General features: G+C 39.7%; 19 protein-coding genes. 4 read left to right on the plus strand and 15 right to left on the minus strand.

Annotation, left to right across the window (positions count from 1 at the left end; all coding sequences use genetic code 11):
• Positions 1 to 54 precede the first annotated feature (54 nt).
• Positions 55 to 177, plus strand: coding sequence for a photosystem II protein Y (locus tag VB836_RS16750; protein WP_046279788.1), 123 nt, complete (start codon positions 55 to 57; stop codon positions 175 to 177).
• Between the two features lie 135 nt (positions 178 to 312).
• Positions 313 to 1,920, plus strand: a complete 1,608-nt coding sequence (locus VB836_RS16755; protein WP_323220840.1) for a Na+/H+ antiporter — start codon at positions 313 to 315, stop codon at positions 1,918 to 1,920.
• A 6-nt stretch (positions 1,921 to 1,926) separates the two neighbouring features.
• Here the strand turns inward: VB836_RS16755 and VB836_RS16760 are convergent, their stop codons facing one another.
• The 8 genes from VB836_RS16760 to VB836_RS16795 form a co-directional block, all read right to left on the minus strand.
• Positions 1,927 to 2,952 carry an Npun_R2821/Npun_R2822 family protein gene (locus VB836_RS16760; RefSeq protein ID WP_323220842.1) on the minus strand — a complete coding sequence of 342 codons (1,026 nt, stop codon included), beginning with the start codon at positions 2,950 to 2,952 and terminating at the stop codon, positions 1,927 to 1,929.
• Positions 2,953 to 2,967: 15 nt separating this feature from the next.
• On the minus strand, positions 2,968 to 3,855 hold the full coding sequence (locus VB836_RS16765; protein ID WP_323220962.1) for an Npun_R2821/Npun_R2822 family protein: 888 nt from the start codon (positions 3,853 to 3,855) through the stop codon (positions 2,968 to 2,970).
• A gap of 9 nt (positions 3,856 to 3,864) precedes the next feature.
• Positions 3,865 to 4,839: an Npun_R2821/Npun_R2822 family protein gene (locus VB836_RS16770; RefSeq protein ID WP_323220844.1), complete on the minus strand. Its 975-nt coding sequence runs from the start codon at positions 4,837 to 4,839 to the stop codon at positions 3,865 to 3,867.
• Between the two features lie 41 nt (positions 4,840 to 4,880).
• On the minus strand, positions 4,881 to 6,041 hold the full coding sequence (locus tag VB836_RS16775) for an acyltransferase family protein (protein WP_323220846.1): 1,161 nt from the start codon (positions 6,039 to 6,041) through the stop codon (positions 4,881 to 4,883).
• A 25-nt stretch (positions 6,042 to 6,066) separates the two neighbouring features.
• Positions 6,067 to 7,038 carry a glycosyltransferase family 10 domain-containing protein gene (locus VB836_RS16780; protein ID WP_323220849.1) on the minus strand — a complete coding sequence of 324 codons (972 nt, stop codon included), beginning with the start codon at positions 7,036 to 7,038 and terminating at the stop codon, positions 6,067 to 6,069.
• Between the two features lie 35 nt (positions 7,039 to 7,073).
• Positions 7,074 to 9,092 (minus strand): ABC transporter ATP-binding protein, encoded by a 2,019-nt coding sequence (locus VB836_RS16785; RefSeq protein WP_323220850.1) that lies wholly within the window; start codon positions 9,090 to 9,092, stop codon positions 7,074 to 7,076.
• A 44-nt stretch (positions 9,093 to 9,136) separates the two neighbouring features.
• Positions 9,137 to 10,324 (minus strand): glycosyltransferase, encoded by a 1,188-nt coding sequence (locus tag VB836_RS16790; RefSeq protein ID WP_323220852.1) that lies wholly within the window; start codon positions 10,322 to 10,324, stop codon positions 9,137 to 9,139.
• 119 nt (positions 10,325 to 10,443) lie between these two features.
• On the minus strand, positions 10,444 to 11,316 hold the full coding sequence (locus tag VB836_RS16795; RefSeq protein WP_323220854.1) for a glycosyltransferase family protein: 873 nt from the start codon (positions 11,314 to 11,316) through the stop codon (positions 10,444 to 10,446).
• Positions 11,317 to 11,395: 79 nt separating this feature from the next.
• On the opposite strand from VB836_RS16795, the gene VB836_RS16800 reads away from it, so the two are divergent.
• Positions 11,396 to 11,647, plus strand: coding sequence for a helix-turn-helix domain-containing protein (locus tag VB836_RS16800; RefSeq protein WP_323220856.1), 252 nt, complete (start codon positions 11,396 to 11,398; stop codon positions 11,645 to 11,647).
• 727 nt (positions 11,648 to 12,374) lie between these two features.
• Here the strand turns inward: VB836_RS16800 and VB836_RS16805 are convergent.
• The 6 genes from VB836_RS16805 to VB836_RS16830 form a co-directional block, all read right to left on the minus strand.
• The gene (locus VB836_RS16805) at positions 12,375 to 12,560 is read right to left on the minus strand and encodes a hypothetical protein (RefSeq protein WP_323220858.1); all 186 of its coding nucleotides are present in this window, start codon (positions 12,558 to 12,560) and stop codon (positions 12,375 to 12,377) included.
• Positions 12,553 to 13,128: a zeta toxin family protein gene (locus VB836_RS16810; RefSeq protein ID WP_323220860.1), complete on the minus strand. Its 576-nt coding sequence runs from the start codon at positions 13,126 to 13,128 to the stop codon at positions 12,553 to 12,555. The genes VB836_RS16805 and VB836_RS16810 overlap by 8 nt, the downstream gene beginning before the upstream one ends.
• A gap of 185 nt (positions 13,129 to 13,313) precedes the next feature.
• Positions 13,314 to 14,123: a hypothetical protein gene (locus VB836_RS16815; protein ID WP_323220862.1), complete on the minus strand. Its 810-nt coding sequence runs from the start codon at positions 14,121 to 14,123 to the stop codon at positions 13,314 to 13,316.
• A gap of 99 nt (positions 14,124 to 14,222) precedes the next feature.
• Positions 14,223 to 14,630 (minus strand): hypothetical protein, encoded by a 408-nt coding sequence (locus VB836_RS16820; protein ID WP_323220864.1) that lies wholly within the window; start codon positions 14,628 to 14,630, stop codon positions 14,223 to 14,225.
• Positions 14,631 to 14,641: 11 nt separating this feature from the next.
• Positions 14,642 to 15,637, minus strand: a complete 996-nt coding sequence (locus VB836_RS16825) for a hypothetical protein (RefSeq protein WP_323220866.1) — start codon at positions 15,635 to 15,637, stop codon at positions 14,642 to 14,644.
• 485 nt (positions 15,638 to 16,122) lie between these two features.
• Positions 16,123 to 17,415 carry a glutamate-5-semialdehyde dehydrogenase gene (locus VB836_RS16830; RefSeq protein WP_407659687.1) on the minus strand — a complete coding sequence of 431 codons (1,293 nt, stop codon included), beginning with the start codon at positions 17,413 to 17,415 and terminating at the stop codon, positions 16,123 to 16,125.
• Between the two features lie 246 nt (positions 17,416 to 17,661).
• Here VB836_RS16830 and VB836_RS16835 point away from each other — a divergent pair, with 246 nt between their 5' ends.
• Positions 17,662 to 19,134, plus strand: a complete 1,473-nt coding sequence (locus VB836_RS16835) for an aldehyde dehydrogenase family protein (RefSeq protein ID WP_323220867.1) — start codon at positions 17,662 to 17,664, stop codon at positions 19,132 to 19,134.
• Between the two features lie 207 nt (positions 19,135 to 19,341).
• On the opposite strand, the gene VB836_RS16840 is transcribed toward VB836_RS16835, so the two are convergent.
• A complete protein-coding gene (locus VB836_RS16840; protein WP_323220869.1) occupies positions 19,342 to 22,281 on the minus strand; it encodes a Calx-beta domain-containing protein in 2,940 nt (979 codons plus the stop codon).
• Positions 22,282 to 22,671: the final 390 nt, after the last annotated feature.

The following is a 22,671-nucleotide window of genomic DNA, read 5'->3' on the forward strand; positions in this document are numbered from 1 at the left end:
AATGAGATAAAAATAAAGTTATGAGAATTTTTTTAAGAAACTGGAGGAGAACAAATGGATTTCGATTTTCGTCTCGTTGTGGTTTTACTGCCGCTCTTGATTGCTGGAGGCTGGGCTTTGTTTAATGTTGGTGCCGCTGCCCTCAGACAAGCTCAAACCTTTTTGAGTAGCAAATAAGACTCAGACTCGCAAATAGCATCTGCCGACTGTTCTCTCATTTTTAGAGGATGGTCGGTTTTGAGTTTGGGGAGAATTCCCAGAGCTTGGTATGATGGGGAGTGTTTTTGGCTTTATTGTCCCCTAATTAATCCTATGACTCCAGAAACCGCCCTAAGTGAAATCGCCATCAAGCAAAACCTAGAGCAATTTTTATTGGTTCTACTGGTTTCTCTGAGTGTCGCAACAATATCCCGGCTGTTTGTTTGGTTTCGTCGGATTCCTTTTACCCTGCTGTTAGTCATTGTCGGATTAATTCTAGCATTTGGGGATATTCGCCTCGTCAACCTCTCCCCAGAATTGATTTTAGAAATTTTCCTCCCCCCGTTACTGTTTGAAGCGAGTTGGAATATGAAGTGGCGGGAGTTGCAACGAGATTTAATTCCCGTTACCTTGTTTGCCATTGTTGGGGTAATTATTTCGGTTGTTGGTATCGCTTTCGGGTTAAGTTGGTTTGCAGGAATTCCCGGAGCGATCGCTTTATTAGTCGGGGCGAGTCTATCTGCAACTGATCCGATTTCTGTTGTCGCGTTATTGAAGGAATTAGGCGCTAGCCAACGTCTAAAAACCTTAATGGAAGGAGAAAGTCTCTTTAACGATGGAGTGGCGGTTGTCGCTTTTAGTATATTAGTCGCGATACCGATGGGAACCTCTGAGTTTTCAGTGTCCCAAACCTTACTACAATTTTTTACTTTTGTTGGAATTGGGGCGGGAGTTGGATGTTTAATTGGATTTGGAATTTCTTACTTAACTCAACGGTTTGATTCTCCCTTAGTTGAACAGTCTTTAACTCTGGTTTCTGCTTATGGCACCTATGTTGTTACGGAGCAGTTGGGCGGTTCTGGTGTGATTGGAGTCGTTATTGTTGGTTTGATTTTAGGGAATTTTGGTTCTCGCATTGGCATGAATCCCCGAACTCGGATTATTGTGAGTGAATTTTGGGAATTTCTCGCGTTTTTTGTCAATTCAATTGTTTTTCTGTTGATTGGCGATCAGATTCAATTTCCCAGTTTAGCGGCTAATATTCAACCCATTCTCATTGCAATTGCGGGGATGATTATTACTCGAGCAATGAGTACCTATGGCTTAAGTGCGATCAGTAATGGGTTAGCCAATTCTAAAATCAATTTCAAAATTCAAACGATTTTGTGGTGGGGAGGTTTAAGGGGTTCGGTTTCTATCGCGTTGGCGTTGAGTGTCCCGACTGCGTTACAACAACGGGATGAAATTATTGCGACTGTCTTTGGAGTCGTATTATTTACGCTATTGGTTCAAGGCTTAACCACCCAACCTTTATTAAATATCTTAGGGTTAATTGGTGATCAACCCCTGCAACAAGAATATCAAGAATTACTCGCTCGTCGTGTGGCGTTAAACCGAGTCAGAAATCATTTATCAGATGTCATTCGCCGACAAGAAGTTGAACCAGAATTTTATCGATATCAAGCCGAATTAGTCAATTCAGAACTGACTCAAGTTCAAGAGAAACTTGATCAACTTCAAGAACAACATCCCCAACTCCAAGAAATAAGTCTCAAGTTGTTGTTAGAAGAAATGGTTGATATCGAAGCCAATACCTATGCAGAGTTAATTCGTTCAGGTCGTCTTGATAATAACATCTCGCCTATTCTTTGGGAGGTGTTTGAAGGACAGGAGGAAAAACAGCAAGAAGTTGAATTAACTTCGGAACAACAATCTACATAACCGGATTTATTCCCGACTTTTAAGCTGACGAAGTTTATAGTTTAAATTGTCAATTTTCTGATTTAAAAACTTAGAAACAGCTCGTTTTTTCTGTTCCAACCAACTCGGAGGTTTAAGTACAGGGCGTTCGTTTGGAGAGTTCAAATAGCGGTAATGCAAGAATAAATCTTTATAGGGGATACCTGTATCTTCCCCTTCACAGAGTTTCGTAAATTTAGAAGACGGAACGCTCATATAATGAAGATAAGTGATGGGTTTACCGTTGTCATACAATACATGATCAATCTCATCAAATTTTGAAGACCAATGACTTCCTGTTGCGGTTTCTATGCCATGATAAGCAAAATTATAGAAACGAATATTACTTCGTAACACCATATAATTAAACAAAGATTGATCAGGCCCAAATAAAGCCATCACATCAGCTTCACCGGATTTTAATTGATTGAGTAAATCATCGAGATTTTGTGAATTAAAAACTCCCTTTTTAGAAGCAAACCATCCTGCACAAAAAATATGAGAGGGTAACTTTTCCTGATCAAAGACCTGAAGGAGTTGATCTTGAGGACGATCAAAAATATACTTTATATCTGATTTATACTGAAAATCATTGGCAACCCAATCATACTCATCTAATTTTTCATAAACAGCATCCAAAGGACTCATTAATAGCGTATCTGCATCAAAATAAATAAACTTATCAAATGCTCCATTAATTCCACAAAGCTTGCGGTGCATTGCTAAACGATAAACAGAAGGTAAGCCTCGCACTTTCCAAACTTCCTGCGCTCTCTGGTGGGCTTTCCAGGCTTGAGTGACAAAATTTTCCCAGTATTCTATGACTGTTAAATCATCAAATAAGCTGACATTTTTTCGCCTTTCCACCTCGGCTTTAACTTTCTCTAAACGATGATCATAAGGAATAACACAAACGGGAATATCTCGACCTGCATTGACTTCAATACTATTGAGTAATGCAACTAATTGATCATAAACAACATCATTTGCCAGCGTATAAATACCCTCACTCATTTATTTCTCCTCATGTTAAGTCCGAGTTGCTAAAAAAGGGAAGAAACGGCTTAATTTTCTTTGCCAGGCGGGTTTTCCTTCGTGCAAATAGCGATAATGTTCCCAAATATTCCAGTAGGGACAACCGGGCTGCATTCGAGTCCCCGCCCAATGAATATATTGTAGACGTTTCCCGTGATCATAAAGAATATGATCTTTTTCTTGAAAATGAGTTGAACCCGCCCAACTTCCTGGCCCGCCTTCGGGTATTTTAACTAAATTTCCGCGTTTGGGAATGTTTTTGAGAACCAAATAATTGAGGATAGGTTGATCGGTAACACCTTCACTAAAATCAAAATATTCTCGATGTTGTGAACATTCTTTCAAGGTTGCATAGAGTTGTTCTAAGCTAATTATCCCTTTTTTAGAAGCCCAAAACCCACTATTAAAAACATCCTCTAGTTCTTTCTCGGTGAAAATATTCTGTTCGACTACAAATGGTGAAAAAATATTCCGCAATTTTTGACCGGAAAAATGATAGTCACAACAGAAAAAACCAACCTCAGAAAGATAGTCTAAATTCGCGACAATATCCTCAAAAATAACAATATCCGTATCAATATAGAGAAATTCATCTAACGGCCCAAACCAAACAGCTAGCTTTCGCATTTTGTTGGGAAGTTTAAGAAAATCTCGATCAAAAATTTCTCCGATTTGTTGCGTTAACTGTTCAAGAAAATCTAAATCAGGAAAAACTTTAACGTCATGTAAACGACCTAAAATTTCAGCAACTTGATGATAGTCTTCGTTAAACGGTATCAGAAAAATAGGCACAGTTTTATTATAACAGCGAATGCTATTGAGTAAAGCAATCGCATTTTCCATCACTCGATCATTGGCAACAATATAAATTCCACGCATGATGTTTGATCCTCATTGGGTTAATTTTAATTTTCTCAAAATTCGTTTCAATAAATTAGGTTTTGAACTGGATTTCGGCTCCGGGGGTGGACTGGTAAAAACCGGACGATTTTCGGGTTCGTGAAGATAGCGATAATACAGGAATAAATCACGGTAGGGAAAGGCTAAATTTTCGCCTTGACACACACTTTCAATCGTTTGAGGTTTGACTCCAATATAGTGTAAATAGGTGAGTCGATTTCCTTTGTCATATAAAATGTGATCTTGTTCTTGGAAATGTTTAGAAGTAACGCTACACCCTGTTTTCTCACCTTCTGGTAAGCTATAGGCAAAATTATAACTCGGAATGCCTGAACGCATCACCATATAATTCAATAAGGGCTGTTCTCCCGCACCATCATATAAGATGTCAGATTCTCCATTTTGCAAGTTTGATAATATAAAATCACGAACTTCTTGATTAAATAAGCCTCGTTTAGCACCATAAAAGCCCGAACAAAAAATCTCTGAATCAATCCGCTCTTTTTCAAAGACATTCAGAAGTTTGGGAGATTGTAAATTATAAACTTTTGTGGGATCAAGGAACTGAAAATCATAAACAATCCAATCATATTCATCTAGTTTTTGAAACACGGCATCCAAAGAGTTCATTACCAGTGTATCTGCATCCATATAGATGAACTGATCAAAAGGCCCATCAAACCCACAAAAACGCCGATGGGCGCCATAGAGTCGCAATTTGCGATTGAGTCGTTCGGGGGCTGCGGCTAACATAAATTCATCCCAACGTTGAATGGATTCAGCATCATCGTAAATGAAAACATTGGGTCGCTTTTCGATTTCTGCTGCCACTCGTTCCATGCGATCATCAAAAGGATGAATACAAACAGGCATCTCTGGGCCGAGAATCGCTTCAATACTATTCAATAAAGCGACCAGTTGATCGTAAACGACATCATTTCCGAGTGTACAAATTCCCTTTGTCATCTTTTTAGTCTCCTAATAGATTGATTAACAATTTTAGGCGGTTATGCGATCTTTGCTGCTTTGCTTTGATATTCTTTATATTTCTTGCGAATCCATTCATTAGCAGGTTGTTCAACCCAAAAGGTGATCAATGTTGCTAAGGTGATCGAAACGCATATTGCGAAAATAATGCTTAAGTTTGGGTTTATATTGTATTGGTAAAACTGACGAATAATCACATAACCAAGATTTTGATGAATCAGATAAATGGTATAAGAAACTGTTCCGATAAAAATTAAAGGTTTGAGATTGATAAAAGATAAATATCCTTGAATGGCTAAGTACAATAATCCGATAAACACTGCAACATAAACAGTTGTTTCCCAAGACGTTTCCCAAGAATAAGCGACTCGTTGAGCTAAAATACAAACCAGAAGAATAAACCCTCGACGCAGGGAAAACCCATATTGTTTAATGCGATAAAGAATTAAACCAGCCACGAAAAGATGAGCATATTTAATAATCAAAACTTCTCTAAATAAATCTCGAATGCCTTGAATTGAACCCGTTCCTTCTGTCATTCCCATCTGTATTACATTATAATCTAAGACAGGAAAGTTTAAAAAAAGGCTAGTTGTTTCCTCAACACCCGGAGAAAAAATTCCGTCTACACCCCAACGTGCGAGATACGTTTTCAGTGAATAAAACAAAGCCAGAACTAACCAACCTGTCATCACAGCTTCAACGTGTTTTAGAAGTCTGAGTTGAAAGATAACAAGCATAATAATATAGAAGAAAATCTCAACTTTTAGTGTCCAATATACCGGATCAACATGAGGAATACCGAAGAATTCTTGTAGCATGGTTAAGTTACCTAAAGCTTCCCATAGACTCACTTGTTGTCCTGGAAGTTTAGCAATAGCCACGATGATAAATGTCAGGGCGATCGCCACCCAATAGGCCGGATAAAGACGAGCAAACCGCTTAATGATAAAATCCCAACAGCTTTTGGTTCGTTCTAATGTAATCAGAATTACAAAGCCACTGAGAAGAAAGAAAACCTCAACCCCATGTCGCCCCATCCCAAAATAATATTTAACTTCAGGTGAGTGTTGAAATAGGGTACTATATTGACTGGTATAATGAAAGAATACCACTCCTAATGCCGCTAAACCTCGAAAAACATCGAGTTCTAAAAGTCGGTCTGAGGTTCGATTAATCATAGGAAAATTTAGAGCATCAATGCTTCTATAAAAATTTACTAACGTAGCCATCTAACCAAGCCATTAAATTCAGCTTGTGTAGAATAATTTGTCGAGCTTCTGCGATCGCCTCTTTCGCCGCATACCAGTGTTCTGGGGTAGAAATTACTTCTTTAATAAAAGCAATTCCTTTTTCATCAATACTCGGTAAACGCAAGAAACTTCCGGGGGGTAAAAGTTTATCTGCGGCTGGCCCTCCATAATAAATGGGTAAACACCAAGCTAATAAAGCATCCCAAAGTTTTTCACTGACATATAAATCATTTTCGGCATAATTTTCAATCGATAGATTGTAATAATATGGAGCCATACCATACCATTTATTATTGAGAGAACCTTGAGCATTTGACCAGCTTGGTAAATTGCGACCATAGATATCAACCTCAAACTTTTGTTCGACAATTTGTTTTAAAAAATTGAGTCTTCTTTGATGATTTTGAGAACGATTAACGCCGGATGTAATCCAAGAACAGGTTCTAATTTTTTCAGGGGATGCCATCTCATTGAGTTCTCTAAAAGAGTTACCATGATACCAAATGGCAGGCATATAATCAGGAACGGGAGCCAACTTATCCGGCCCTGAAACATAATCACAATACAGTTGAGCTTGCTGATAGTTATGTTGATTAATTTCTAATATTTCCTCAAGAGGAGGTTCTCTTAGTAGATAAATCATTCGTTCTTTAGGAACACCCCGAAATTTTTCTTGAAGATTGGGTTCGGGTGGTTTAGGTTGACGCAGTTGACGAAGACGTTCTCGCAGAGATATCTTTTTTTTGGGGGTTGATTTGCGGGGAAAATCAAACTGATAGAGGAGCAGAAAATCCGGCTGAGGAGCATTAGCTCGGATGATAATATTACCCCATTTTCCAAAGCTCTCAGGGGTTTGTTGCCACAACCAATCACTTTGATTTGCTCCGGGATAACTGGTAATCATACCAACAGTTTTAGGGTTCATGTTTTACCTGTCTAAACATTGAATCATGTGGGCTTTTAAGTTGATGAGATGTTGCGATTCATCCGCAGTTTAACACTGTCTTCTATAAATTCCAAACTTTCTAGAATATGAGTTGCAGACCGATAAGACTCATTAATCAATTCAGAACGTTCGTCTGGATCATCAATTAAATCATCTGATAATAACTGTAGGAAACCAATCATGGGATTGAGACGAGAACGAACGTCATAGGAACTTCTAATAATGGCTTGATCACGTTCAGCTTCATCGGCAAATTGCATCGTATACAATTTAGCATATTGACCTCCTTTTGCGAGAAGTTCATCGTGGGTTCCGAGTTCTACTAATCGTCCTTTCTCTAACACTGCAATTTGATCAGCTTTTTGAACAGTAGAAAGACGGTGAGCAATTACAATGGTTGTGCGATCGCGACTCAGTTCATCAATGGCTTCTTGAACTAATCGCTCTGAAACCGTATCTAAAGCAGAAGTTGCTTCATCTAAAATTAAAATTTCTGGATTTTTTAAGAGCGCTCTGGCAATTGAAATCCGTTGACGTTGACCTCCAGATAATAATAAACCGCGATCGCCGATTTTTGTATGAAATCCGTCAGGTAATTGAGCAATAAATTCATAAGCATTAGCTCGTTCGGCGGCTTGAATGACTTCTTCATTTGTCGCATCGGGTTTAGCATAGGCAATATTATCCCGAACGGAAGTATTAAAGAGGAAGGTATCTTGACTGACAATTCCCATCGCTTGTCTGAGACTTTGTAAATCAAACTCTCGCAAGTCTTGACCATCAATGCTAATTCTACCTTGAGTTGGATCGTAAAATCTCGGAACCAGATCTGCTAAAGTTGATTTTCCGGCACCTGAACCGCCCACTAAAGCCAGGGTTGTCCCTTTCGGAACAAAGACACTAATTTCCTTAAGAACGAGGCTATCCTGCCCCGGATAACCAAAGGAAATCTGCTCAAAACGAATTCCCTCTTGTAAGCTTGTAAATTGAATCGTTCCCCGACTCATAATCGGTTTATTTTTGCGGTTGAGGAAATCTTTAACAATTTCCACCCCTGCATAAGCATTCGCAAAACGACTGCGAGCGCCATTTAAGTTAGAAAGGAGGGGTAGAGTTCTAAATAAAATGAATAAATAAGTCAAAATAACCGTTGATAAACTATCAATTCGCTCGGCAAAAAATAGGCGTCCGAGGACAACAATTAAGAGAATTACAATCATACTGGTAATTTCATTAATCGGCGCAATTGCCGACTCATTAATTTGATTTTGAAAGCTGACTCTCTCTCGATCAATAATTAACTTCTGCAAGCGTTTATATTCTCGATCTTCACTGGCGACTGATTTAACCAGTCGTATTCCGCCTAATGCTTCTAAAGTTGCAATCGAATAAGCTCGAGTGACTTCTGTTAGTTTTTCTCCTAAAACTTTTGATCGTCTAATAAACAACTGATTCGATAAAACAACAATTCCCACTAAGAAGGTTGAGGCGAGGGTGAGTTCCCAAGAGATAGAAATTAAAATAATTAGATAAACTAAAATTGTAATCGATAACGTTAAAATTTGAATAATAATACTCACCGCACTGGATGTTCTGCCAATTTCTCCTGACAAGCGATTCAGAATATCTCCGACTCTGGTTTTTGAGTAATAATCTAAATCAACTTCTAGTAAAAGTTTTATTCCATCTTCTCTCATGTCAGACACTAAACTGCGTCCGAGCGAACCCGAAACCAAACCGCCAATATAATTCGTTAAATTTTTCAAGGCAACTGCCAAAATAATGCTGGCTGCCATTACCCCCAGTCGATAGCTTTCTGGAATATTTTCAAAGGGGGACAGCAAAACTTTCAGAATGGCTGCATCAGCCGATAATTGCTGTTCTTGACCCAAAAACGTGAGAACAACTGGAACAATTAACGTGGTACTAATCCCATTAAAAATTGCTCCTGAAAACCCGAGGAGAACCGTCAGAAAAATCTTGAGTGGATAACGCCTAGCACGCTTGAAGAGAAACGGGAGATTAGAAGACATAAAACGACCATCCTTGACGGAAAAACATTAACCGAGAACCCCACTCAAACCGATAAACCTGCAATCACTTTTGATAGAATCACAGCCATTGCTTCTAAGCTATAGTTCTCCACACATTTTTGTCTAGCCTGACTCCCTTTTATTTGTGCGTCTTCCCAGTTTGAAAAAATCTGGCGAATACTTTCCGCAAGCTGTTGGGGGGAGTTGGGCTTGACAACATAACCCGTATCCCCTAAAATTTCGGGAATATCTCCAACACAGGTCGATAAAACTGGTTTAGCCATTGCCATCCCATCCGTTAGTTTAAGGGGAAACTGGGCTTGAGCGGTGACGGTATCTCGTTGAGGAACAACTACCACATGAGCCGCAGCCACAACTTCCGGCATCTTCTCAACGGGACAAGGCGGTAATTTAATCATCCACTCCCCCCATTTTTCCATGAGTTGTTGATCATAATCATCATAGGGACTTCCTCCAACAATCACCAGTCGTAGATCGGGTTCATTTAATAGATCCAAGGCCATTAACACATCTTCAACGCCCTTGTGAGGTCGCGGAGCGCCGGGAAACATCAAAACTCGATATCCTCTTAACCCATAGCGTTCTCGACTGATTTCGGGGTCGTATTGTTGGGGATTAAACATCTCGGTGTCTTTGCCATTGGGAAGATAAACCCCACCAAACCGCTTTTTCAAGAACTCTGTATCAACCGTAATGGCATCAGCACGGGACACCAAACGTTCCATCCATTGCAGATAAATCGGATGATCTGACTGTCTCAATTGACCGTCTTTTTTAAAGACATCCCGATAAAACTGCTTGAGCGAGGGTGGACGATATCTCCAGTTTTCTCCGCCACACCAGCTTAATTCCCAATCATCAATGTCAAGTATAACAGGCTTTCGAGTTAATACTTTTTTCAGTAAAGCCACACCAAAGCTCGTCGGTTTGGGTTTAACAGCCAGGACAATATCGCCATCAATTTTATTTAACAATTGTTGAGCAGAAATAAACAGTTGGGGGTAAATTCCTCCTGGCACTGAGTCTACGGGTAAATTGGGAGGTGGAAGCGGATAAATTCGCTCAGTGAATAAACATCCCAAAATAGCAACATCATAATTGAGCGTTTGCAGAGCTTGACCCAAGATATAGGCTCGATCTAAACCCCCTTTCGACAATGTGGGTGAAAGGATAGAAATTTTTAACTTTCCCGCAGTCGTTTTAGGCTTCATAAAAATTAAAATTTGGGAAGCAGAGGGTGATCGGAAACTTGTTAATCGAGTTTAGTCAATTCTAGGAACATTGTCGTTATCTTATCATACTCAACAACTCATAAATTCTCGCAAGGGAATTAGAGAGTATTCATAACCTTATTGTAAAACCAACGGTTGCGATCGCGACACTCTTCTAAACTATTAGGATAAGATTGGCAAAGATCTAGATGCGATCGCCAGTCCTCTGTACTGCACAAAAATTTAGTTTGATCGAACTGCTGATACAGTGTTTTTCCAAAGAGTTGAAAACGTCGTTGAGGTTGTCGCCATTTTTCTACTGGATAGAGTGCGACGGGGTGCTTAAGCGTAAAAAACTTGCTGGTAAACGGAAATGCTAAAACTTTTCGACCCAGTAGTGTTCCCCAGTATGCTCCATGAAAAGAACTTGTCAGAATGGTTTCACCTGATGCCAAAAAACTAATAATTTCCTCGAAGTTCTGAGACTCATTCGTTTTCCGAGGAAATTTATCTATGGTAATTTGAAATTTTTTGTGAGAAAAAACTACAAACTCATGTTGAATGGAATATTGGCGATCAAACGCTTCGTGCATACAGCTTACACAAGGAACCCAATCATATCCTGACTCAAAATCTCGAACGCCAACACAATCAAACTGTTCTAAATAAGGAGTATAATTAAACTGAACAGAACGATCAACTTGATAAATTTGCTGTCCGGCTCCCCAAAGAATTAAACGATAACCATTTTTACGCGCTTGTAGACGTTTAAAATGATTGATAAATCGCTCAAACATTAACCCACCCCCACCCAGAATTGCGTGATGCGTTAATTGAAATTGATCATCATCTTGAGCCAGAGCTTCATCTAGAGTCCGAATATCGATCTTGCTGACTTCATACCCGGGAAACTCAAAGTAATTTAAGGGAGAAGATAGTAAATCTCCAATATTTGTGGGATCGATAACGTGATAGTTAGCAATGGTTTTCATTATAGAGCGATTCTAAATAATTGATGAAAAAAACAGCCGCCTGGTAAAATAATATCATAAAATCAGCCAAGGGGTAAAAATGATGACGATAGATTCTCAAGAAGTCGAAGATTCCATAAAGATTCTTGAAGAGTTTATTAAAGGCAATCCAAAAGCTCAAGAACTGAAGAGAGCATTGGCGGTAAAATTGGTGTTCAAAAAATATCGGTATGAAAAAATCAAGCAAATCTTATCACTGTCATTAGGGTTTATTAGCAAATGGTCTACAGCCTATACATCTGGGGGACTAGAAGCGTTAAAATCTGCATATAAAGGAAAAAGAGGATATTGAAGTCCAGGTTAAAGGAAAGAAACAATTAAGTGGTTGATTCAGCAAAAAGCTTGGGATATTTCTGATTTAGAGATGTATTTAATTCGGCAATATGATGTGGTTTTTAAGTCTCGTCAATTGCGTAAATTTACTGAAGTGAGTTAACCTGTAGGTTGGGTTGAGCGAATCAAGACTTGGGATAAAATTGATTAACTGAGTAGCAGAGCGAAACCCAACGAAGCTTTTAATAGCTAGAAATAAACTTGATAAAAGTGAGTTAACCTGTAGGTTGGGTTGAGCGAATCAAGACTTGGGATAAAATTGATTAACTGAGTAGCAGAGCGAAACCCAACGAAGCTTTTAATCGCTAGAAATAAACTTGATAAAAGAGCCATAAATTATTTTTTGTAAAAGCTTGCTTCCCTCCGAAAAAGGGACAAGCTGTAAACTGAATTGGGTATGATGTTGGGTTTCGTTCCTCAACCTAACCTACTGGGAGAGGTTAACAAAATTAGTTGCCCAGTTAAGATTAAAGGAAGGAACAGCGAGTTTCAGATTTAAAATAAATAGAGTATACTTAGTCAGATCCGTTTGGGATTTTAACCAAATAATTGATATGGCTGATTTTACCTTCAAACGTTCTCCTAATTTCTTGGGGTTGATTTTATGTGTTACAGTGAGTTTAATGAGTAAACCAATCTGCTTGGCTACTTGTCGGGCAAATCATCTCAATAATTAGACAGAAGTTTTAATCTTTTTGGGGATCAATGATTGAAGGGGGGATTTGATCGGGGGTTAAAGTGACGACTTTTCCATCTTTCCAAATACTAATTGATTCCCCCAGTTTGCGATGTCTTTCGATAGCGTTTGCGATCGCTTGTTTTACCCCGGCGTCAATTTGGGTAGATAATTTATCAGGAATGGGTTTATTCATCGTTATTAGTTGTGATTTGTGTCCAAAATTGAGGTTGATAAATAATCGCTTCTTGATTGAAAGGACGTTCGGCGATAATTTGTAAATTAGGGCTAGAATTATCATAAACAATCCAGCGATCGCATAAAGGCAAATACAAATCAGTGAGGTTTTTTCGTCCCCGTTGATAGCGACGGCGAATGGTGTCTTCTGGGATATTGTGACCACCACTTTCTACCCGTCTGCGTACCCGTGCGATCGCCAATTCGGGACTTTGTAACCAAAAGTAAATTAAGTTTATTCTGTACCCTTTACTTTTACATTTTCTCAAAAAACGGACAAAACTGCGAGTTGCTAGGGTAGTTTCAAAAGCAAAATCAATTTCAGCGTTAACTAAGGTTTCCAGTCTTTCTAACATTAATCGTCCGGCTTGAATCACCACAGATTCCGGATTAAAAGGAGAAAGACCCGCAGCAATTTCATCGGCGTTGACATATTCAAGCACTCCCAGAATATTCGGGAGTATTTGCAAAGATGCGGTCGTTTTTCCCGAACCGTTTGCACCTCCAATCACATATAAATCCGGCATGATTCTGTTTATAACTTATAGCAACTTGCTTAACAAAAAAATAAATTTATTATCTAATATATCATCAAAAAGTTTGTAGGATGAGCAATACCCATCCTACTACTGATTACTACCTTAAAACGTCCATTCGTGATTCGGATCGTTCAAAGCCGCATGATTGACCTGAGTACCCCTGCTTATACTCCTTAAAGATAACCATATTTTTCGCGCAGATTTTTAATGATGGGATTTGGATGTCCTTGATTATCTAAAACTGGAGTTTTCATAATTTCTAACATCGCTTTCACCAACAATCCTAGTTTTTGAAACTTGGCAGCATCTCGGTCACGATCAAAGGGTTTAGATTCTAGTTCTTTCAAGGCTAAAACAGCACGGTTGTTCAAAGGTTCCAACAAATTTTTAAACTCTTTTATTTGTTTTTGTACCTTTTTTATATACTCCTGAGCTTCTTCAATTTTGGCGATATCAACATCAATTTTAGACTCATATTCTCGCGTTTTTGTAAGTTTTTTCTTGCCTTCACTTGCTAATACAAATCCTATGACTGCTAAAGCAGGGCCAGCTAAAATTCCTCCCGATACTGCTGTGCCGATAGCCATTCCTCCGACTCCTGCTGCTTTGACGCCTCCCGTCACTTTTTTGTAAGCTTCTACTTTGTACTTCTTTATGTCTTCAATAGAAAAGCCTTCTAAATCTTCTAAAAATCGTTTGTTTTGGGAAGCTTTTTGACCATTCCGTTCAATAAAAGCAATAAACCGACCAATTGTGCGGCTTTTAACGTCAAATTGAAGTTGAACATATTCTTCTGCAAGCTGTTCAGTTGTTTTCCATTCCTGTTCCGCACGTTCTCTCGCTACATCGTGTCGTTGTTGTGCATTCTTGACAATTTTATCGGCTTTCTGCTTTTTAGAAATGCCTGATACACCCTTTCCCACACCCAGAGCCGCACTACCAACAGCCGCCGCTCCCAAAACAATCGGGATAATAAAAATCATAGATGTTGTGTCCTCTGTTTGTTGCGTGATCAATCCTTGATAATCAAGATTCAAAGTTTTGTAGGATGAGCAATACCCATCCTACTGCTGATTATTACCTTAAAACGTCCATTCGTGATTCGGATCGTTCAAAGCTGCTTTCACCGAAGTTAAATTGGCTAAATCTTTAAACGGGCTAGACTTTGCCAATTCAGTGATTGAATGTAAAGCCAAAGCTAATTGTTCGTTATCACCGTTATCAATAGCTTTATCCACCACATTAAACAGTAGACGAAAATTGTTAGCCCGTTCATCAAACGAATGGTCTAAATATTTAATCAAGAAATCCCGTTGGGCGTTAATTTGAGCGATGGTTGTTTTTTCCCAGGCTTTGATTTCCTGTCTTTTGGTGCGTTCCTCCTCAGCAATTTTTAGATAGTCTGTGCAAGCTGTCACAACTTCACGCACACATTCAAGCGGATCTGTAAAACCGTTAAGAACATCTACATGATTTACCTTAGTACCCATGTTTATACTCCTTAAAGACAACCATATTTTTCGCGAAAATTTTCCGTCGCCGGATTCAAGTTCCCCTCACTATCTAAAATTGGGGTTTTCATAATTTCCGACATCGCTTTGATCAATAATGCTAGTTGCTGAAACTTGCCAGCATCTCGGTCACGATCAAAGGGTTTAGATTCTAGTTCATTCAAGGCTAAAACAGCACGGTTATTCAAATTTTCAACCAATTTTTTCAACTCAATCACTCGTTTTTGTACCTGTTTTAGCAAGTCCTGAGCCGCTTCCATTTTGGCAATTTCAGCGTTAGCTTTAGACTCATATTCCCGCGCATTTGTGAGGGCTTTTTCACCTTCACCTGTTAATACAAATCCTACAACTGCTAAAGCAGGGCCAGCCATAATCCCTCCCAGGACTACTGTACCGAGAGCCATTCCCCCTCCACCTACAGCCAGAGAACCACCCCCCAACCAGGCTAAGGTTGCGTTCCAAGCCGCAGCGCCACTGAGTCCAGAAATAGCAGTTCCGGTACTCGCAGTACCAAAAAGTCCTACCATTGTTAATGTTCCCTGACCTGCGGCGGCTCCGGCTGCTGCTGCTGCTGCTGCTCCGGCTCCTACTGTATTGAAACCTCCTGTATTGAAACCTGCGGTTCCTTGAGCTTGTGAACCTTGTGCGTATGCCTTGCTATCTTCAGTAGAAAAGCCCTTAAAACCTTCAAAAAATCGTTTGTCTTGGGAACCTTTTTGACCATTGCGTTCAATAAAAGCAATAAACCGAGCAATTGTGCGGATTTTAACGTCAATTTGCAGTTGACCATATTCTTCTGCAAGCTGTTCAGTTATTTTCCATTCCTGTTCTGCACGTTCTTTAGCTTTTTCATACCGTTTTTCTGCATTCTTGCCAATTTTCTCCGCTTCCTGCATATTAGAAACGCCTGATACACCTGATCCTACGCCAAAAGCCGCAGCACCAAGAGCAACCGCTCCCAACACAATCGGGATAATAAAAATCATAGATGTTGTGTCCTCAGTTTGTTGCGTATTCAATCCTTTATAATCAGGATTATAAGCGCAAAATCGGGTTCAGCGAATCCGTTGATTTACGGATTTTTAATGTTTTTTTCCGACTCAAAAATTGCGTAAATTTACTGAAGCGAGTTAACCTGTAGGTTGGGTTGAGCGAATCAACACTTGGGAGAAAATTGATTAACTCCGTAGCAGAGCGAAACCCAACTAAGCTTTTAATAGTTAACCTGTAGGTTGGGTTGAGCGAATCAAGACTTGGGAGAAAATTGATTAACTGAGTAGCAGAGCGAAACCCAACGAAGCTTTTAATAGCTAGAAATAAACTTGATAAAAGAGCCATAAATTATTTTTTGTAAAAGCTTGCTTCCCTCCGAAAAAGTAGTAGGTTGGGTTGAGGTCAATAAAGTTCCCCCCAAATTTGGGGGGCGGAGGGGGGCAGAGGCTAAATTTGAGGGCAGAGGAGGTAAATAAAATTAGATGTCTTTATGGGTAAAAGGTTTGGCATTTTCGCCGGAATAAGTCGCTGCAATATGACCATTTCCGACAACTTTATACTTATAGGTAACTAACCCTTCTAAACCCACTGGCCCACGCGGAGGCATTTGTTGAGTGCTAATACCAACTTCCGCCCCAAACCCATAGCGAAAACCATCGGCAAACCGAGTTGAACAGTTGTGAAAAACGCCCGCAGCATCAACAAAATCAAGGAATGTTTGGGCGGTTTCTGCGTCTTCCGTTACAATGGCTTCCGTATGTTTAGAACCGTAGGTGTTGATATGAGTAATTGCATCTTCTAAGGAGTCTACAATTTTAATGGATAAGATTAAATCGCAATATTCTGTAGACCAATCTTCGGCTGTAGCCGCTTTCATTGGGGTAATATTTTGAGTGCGTTCATCGCCCCGCAATTCAACGTTATGCTGTTGTAATTTCCCCACAACTTTAGGCAGAAATTCGGCTGCAATATCAGCATGAACTAACAGCGTTTCGACGGCGTTACAGGCTGCGGGATAATTTGTTTTGGCGTCAACAGTGATGTTAACCGCTTTCTCAAGTTCCGCTAATTTATCGATGTAAAAATGACAAATTCCGTCGGCGTGACCCAACACGGGAATTCGGGTATTTTCCTGAATAAATCTCACAAAAGCGTTGGAACCTCTGGGAATAATTAAGTCAACATATTCATCGAGTTTCAACAGTTCGATAATTTCTTCTCTAGTTGTTAACAGTTGAACTGCATTCGGATGAATAGCCGTTTTAGCGAGTCCGGCTTGAATGGCTTTTACCAACACCTGACAGGTATTTGTTGCTTCTTTTCCGCCTTTTAAAATCACACCATTTCCCGATTTTATTGCTAAAGCTGAAATTTGAATTACCGCATCAGGACGGGCTTCAAAAACCACCCCTAAAACCCCTAACGGACAAGTGACTCGTTTGAGAATTAATCCTTCATCTAGTTCTCTATGAATTTGAATATTACCAACAGGATCGGGTAATTTTCCCACATTTCTTAAACCCGTTATTGCACTTTTTAGCTTCGTTGCATCCATCTTCAACCGATGATATAATGGTTTAGGAATGGCATCAATTTCTGCTTGCTGACAGTCGGTTTTGTTGGCGGCGATAATATCCGCAGTAGCCGCTTCTAAGGCTTCGGCTATGGCTTCAATGGCCTGATTTTTTGCTTCTGTAGAAACAACCGCTAATTTTTGGGCGGCTTGACGGGTTTGTTGGGCGAGATCGGTTAGAGAGTGAGAAGTCATCATCTTTGTTGTTGATTCTTAATATTAGGTGAGAAAATTTGCGGTATTATAAATTTTAACTGAGTCGGTTGATTCATCAAACAATACATTTAAGACTTGAACTCAAACCCAGTAGAATTACTTATTATTTTAACAGATTTAGGAGAGTCAATCTAAGTCTAAAAAAAATCTAAAGTTTACTCTAATTGTTCAATCTGCTCATCAAAATAGAACTAACTCTCAATTTTCAACTCAATTTAGGATAAACTTATGGTAACGACGGCACGACCTCAAGAAAAAGTTAAAGTCAGCCAGACGAAACTGTTAATTAATAATGAATGGGTAGACAGCGTTTCTGGGAAGCGGTTTGAGACTATTAATCCCGCGACAGGAGAGGTGATTTGTGATGTCGCTGAAGCCGATGCTGCGGATGTGGAAAAAGCGGTAACAGCCGCCCGCAAAGCCTTTAATTCTGGAGATTGGCCGAATATGTCGGCAAGAAAACGGGGTGAACTTCTGTATAAATTAGCCGATTTAATCGAACAAAATAAGGAAGAACTCGCTTTTTTAGAAACCCTTGATAATGGGAAACCTATCGGCGAGTCGATGACAATAGATTTACCGTTTGCGATCGCTTGTTATCGGTATTATGCAGGTTGGGCGGATAAAATTCAAGGCAAAACCATTCCGGTTGACGGCCCTCATTTATGCTACACTCGCCATGAACCTGTGGGGGTTGTGGGTCAAATTATTCCCTGGAATTTCCCTCTCGTCATGCAAGCCTGGAAACTCGGCCCTGCGTTGGCTGCGGGAAATACTGTGATTCTAAAAACGGCGGAACAAACGCCACTTTCTGCCTTACGAATTGGGGAATTAATATTAGAAGCAGGCTTCCCGCCCGGAGTTGTAAATATTCTATCCGGTTACGGGCCTACTGCGGGTGCTGCGATTTCTCATCACATGGATATTGATAAAGTTGCGTTTACAGGTTCAACAGAAGTCGGACATTTAATTATGGAAGCGGCTGCTAAAAGTAACCTGAAACGAGTGACTTTAGAATTGGGTGGAAAGAGTCCGAATATTGTGTTTGCGGATGCTGATTTTGATGCTGCTATTGCCGGGGTTCATCTGGGTTTATTTTTCAATCAAGGGCAATGTTGTAATGCGGGTTCACGGGTGTTTGTGGAAGAAAGTTGTTATGATGAATTTGTGCAGAAATGTGCAGAAAAAGCCCAACAGCGCCGAGTCGGAGATCCCTTTGATGAAAACACTCAACAAGGCCCACAAGTTGATGATGTTCAGTTTGAAAGAGTGATGAGTTATATTGAGTCGGGAATACATGAAGGGGCTAAAGTTTTATGTGGTGGAAAACGTGTCGGCGATCGCGGTTATTTTATTGAACCGACGGTTTTTGCTGATGTTCAAGATCACATGAAAATCGCCCGTGAAGAAATTTTCGGCCCGGTAATGAGTGTGATCAAATTCAAAGATATTGAGGAAGTCATTCAACGGGCAAATGATACAATCTATGGTTTAGCCGCAGGAATTTGGACGAAAGATATCACAAAAGCCCATAAAGTTGCTCACAGTGTTCGGGCGGGAACGGTTTGGATTAATACTTACCATGCGTTTGATGTAGCGGCGCCTTTTGGGGGCTTTAAACAGTCAGGAATTGGCCGTGAATTGGGTGAGTATGGGTTGCAGCAATACACCGAAATTAAGACGGTAAATATTCGATTGTAAGTAGTATCAGAAACTGGGTTTCTTACAACTGCTTTTAGCTTGTCGCCTAGATTTTGAGTTGAGAAACCCGGTTTCTCCGTCTAAACTAAATCCTAAAAACCCGGTTTCTGATAGAAACCGGGTTTTTAATCCCCACTAAAAAAGAAAGATGGGTTAAACTTTCGCTAACCCATCCTACAGTTTTTTAGGTGTTATTTTAGGTGATTTCTAGATATTCCAAAGGGCTAAATAAGTATCATTTCCGCCTAAAGGATTGGGATTAATTGCACCGGGAGTAGTCGCAACTGCGGGTTTAGTAATGGTTGCAAAAATCGCTGCTGTACCATTGCCAACAGCAAAGCCATTAATACTTCCTGATGAACCATCGGTATCACCTGTTTGAGTTAACGGAGTCCAGAATTTTCGCACAGTATAATCAGGGGTTAATCCTAACACTGCGATTTCACCCAAAGTATAGTTTCCAACTGTTTCACCGTTAATTTGTTGAGTATCTCGGTTTTGAAGTTGAAAAGCAGATGAACCGCCAATATAGACATTTCCAACTTCATCGGCAGTGATAGAATTGGGGGTGAAACTATTCGGTTTTGTTCCGTTGTTGGTTAAGATAAATTGACCTCGTTCGATACTTCCATTTGTTGGATTAATTTTAGCATGGAAGGTGAATGAACCGGAACCTGCGCCGGAAAAATTGTTGTATTTATCGACATCAACTTTAGTGGCTAATGCTTGGCTAATATCTTCACCATCCCGTTGATAAACGTTATTTCCGCCGTCTGTTTTCCCCAAGAAATAGAGTCCGCCATTTTGTCCAAAAGTAATGCGTTCTCCGCGTGTATCTGCCCCTAAATTCTGTCCGGTAACTTGGGCTGCACTATAATCCCAAGTGTTCCAAATTTGGGTTAAATTGGTATCAAATGCGCGAATAAATGGTGTTTGTAAATCGGCACTGACTTGATTAAATCCGGTTAAATAGACTTGTTTTGTTGTGGGATTAATTGCAATATCAGCCGGACGAATATCGGTTCCGGTTAAGGTTGTTGTGGCTAATTGGGTTCCGGTTGAACTCCACAATGTAACGGTATCATTGCTATTTGTTAGTGTGGCAATGGTGCCATCATTTGCAACTGCAACTCGGTCAAATGTTCCTGTTTGTGACCATAAAACAGTTCCGGCATTTTGATTATAAACTTTAATCCCAAAACTGCCGACTGTGACAATTTCACCGCTATCTCGATCAACGTCCATATCGTTAACGACACCGCCTAAAGCTGTTGTTGAAAGGGGTGCTGTATTCCCATCTGTTAGGCGACGAATTTCACCTGCACCATTGAAATTTCCGGCAATAATAATCGCTTGATCGGTTGGAGAAATTTCAACCGCACTGGCTACATCATTATTAGCTGTTCCTAAGTAAGTTGCACTACTGAGTTGAAGATTATTGCTTGGATCATTATCAACAATTTGCAAGGTGGCTGTATTTTGAGTTCCCAAAATTACACCGCCTGTTGGTGCTTCTAATACCAAATTTAGGGATTCTATGGGTTCAAATGTGGTATCATTGATAATGGGAATTATCACGGTTTTTGCTGTACTATCCCCATCAGCAAAGTTAACAGTTATTGGTGCATTGGTATAATCTGATGGAGAAGTTGCTGTTCCGTTTGTTTGTGTGAGATTAACACTAACAGCGCCTTGACTTCCTTCGGTTCGGGTAACGGTAATTGCTGTTATTGGTGTGCCGTTTTCGTTAACACTAAATATAGGAGAACTAAAGTTAATTGTTCCTGCCATCAACACATCATTATCAACAATATTAACCGTAGAAATCGCTGTTCCTAAACTCGCGCCACCTGTAGCATTGGTTAACGTTAAATTAAACAATTCATTGCCTTCAACTAAGGTGTCATCAAGAATTGGAACGGTGAAAGTTTTACTGAGTTCAGCATCAGCAAATGTGAGGGTTCCTGATGTAGCAGTGTAGTCAATTCCCGCTAAAGCTGTGTTATTTTCGGTAGCATAATCAACAGTTACAGTTCCATCACTTCCCCCGGTTCTATTAACAGTAATTGTGGCGGTTGTTGCATTTTCATTCACGTCAATATTCGCCAGAGAAAAACCTAATGTTCCCGCAATAGGAGTAGGTGTTGGCGTCGGTTGAGGAGTAGGTTCGGGTGTTGGCGTCGGTTCAGGAATGGGTGAGGGAGTAGGTTCAGGAACAGGTTCGGGTGTTGGCGTCGGTTCAGGAATGGGTGAGGGAACAGGTTCGGGAGTAGGTTCAGGAACAGGTTCGGGAATGGGTGAGGGTGTTGGTGTCGGTTGATTATCTGAATCTGGTGATATAAAATCATCAGAATTCAAGGTGTTACTATTAACATTTTTGAGAATTGCCAAGAATTCATTTGTATTTTTATTTTGAATGATAGTATCACTGGAAAATTCATCGGTACCTTGATAGATATTCAAATCATCAAAGCTGAGTAAATTTAGTAACCCAATCGAATCTTGTTCGGAGTTGAAGTCATTGATAATATCGGCTTCAGTAATACTAAATCCTCCAGTTCCTTCACCCATATAAAATGTATCGTTTCCTTCTCCACCTGTAATTGTATCCGATCCGCGATCGCCAAATAGAGTATCATTTCCTAAGTCACCAAAAAGCAAATCGTTTCCCGCTCCTCCAGCAACGAGATCGCTTTCTTTTCCACCATAAAGAATATCATTACCATTGTTTCCGAGTACCTCATCTGAACCGCGATCGCCAAATAAGATATCATTACCAATATCACCAAATAGGATATCATTATTTTGACCTCCGGTTAAAGTATCATCCCCTTTTCCGGCATAAAGAGTATCATTTCCTTGATTTCCAACCAAAAAGTCATTCCCTTCATTTCCGCCTAAAATATCATCCCCACCTAAACCAAAAACGGTATCATCTCCTGCTAAACTAAATATTATATCGTTTGCTTCTGTTCCTAGAATGCTATCTGATCCTTGACTGGGAACTAAAGAGTTTATACTCAAAATTAAGTCAGATTCATTAGAGGAGGGAATAGTAACTGTATTAAATGTTTGTAAATCATTAGCAAAAGAAGTATCAAGGCTGTTTATAACTACAGCATCTAGATGATCATTACTGAGAATCATATAGATTCGTCTCCTAAAAGAAGGATAATTTGTTCTAACTTCTTTTTCGAGAATGACGAGATAGATCCGGAGATTTTAAAGTTGAAAAATAAAAATAAACTTGAACTTAAATAAGAGGTTTATACGGATAAAAATAGAATAAGAGATCATTTAAGATTGAGATTTTAAGTAAAATTAACGAGAAGCCGATGTGATTTAAAATACTAAGAGCAAAAATTATTTTCCTCCGATAAACTTTGAGGATTTATGAGCGGTTTTTATCTCCACTTTCTTCGAGAAGTGGGGGAGGGGGAAAAATCCGGTTTCTGAAGAAAACTACAGTTGATTTTAGAGTGAAAGTGCTTTCAATCTGATCACCTTTGTTTTAAAATAGATTTAGCTGAATGATAA

This window comes from Limnoraphis robusta BA-68 BA1 (assembly GCF_034932365.1).
In the GTDB taxonomy this organism is placed as follows: Bacteria; Cyanobacteriota; Cyanobacteriia; order Cyanobacteriales; family Microcoleaceae; genus Capilliphycus; species Capilliphycus robustus.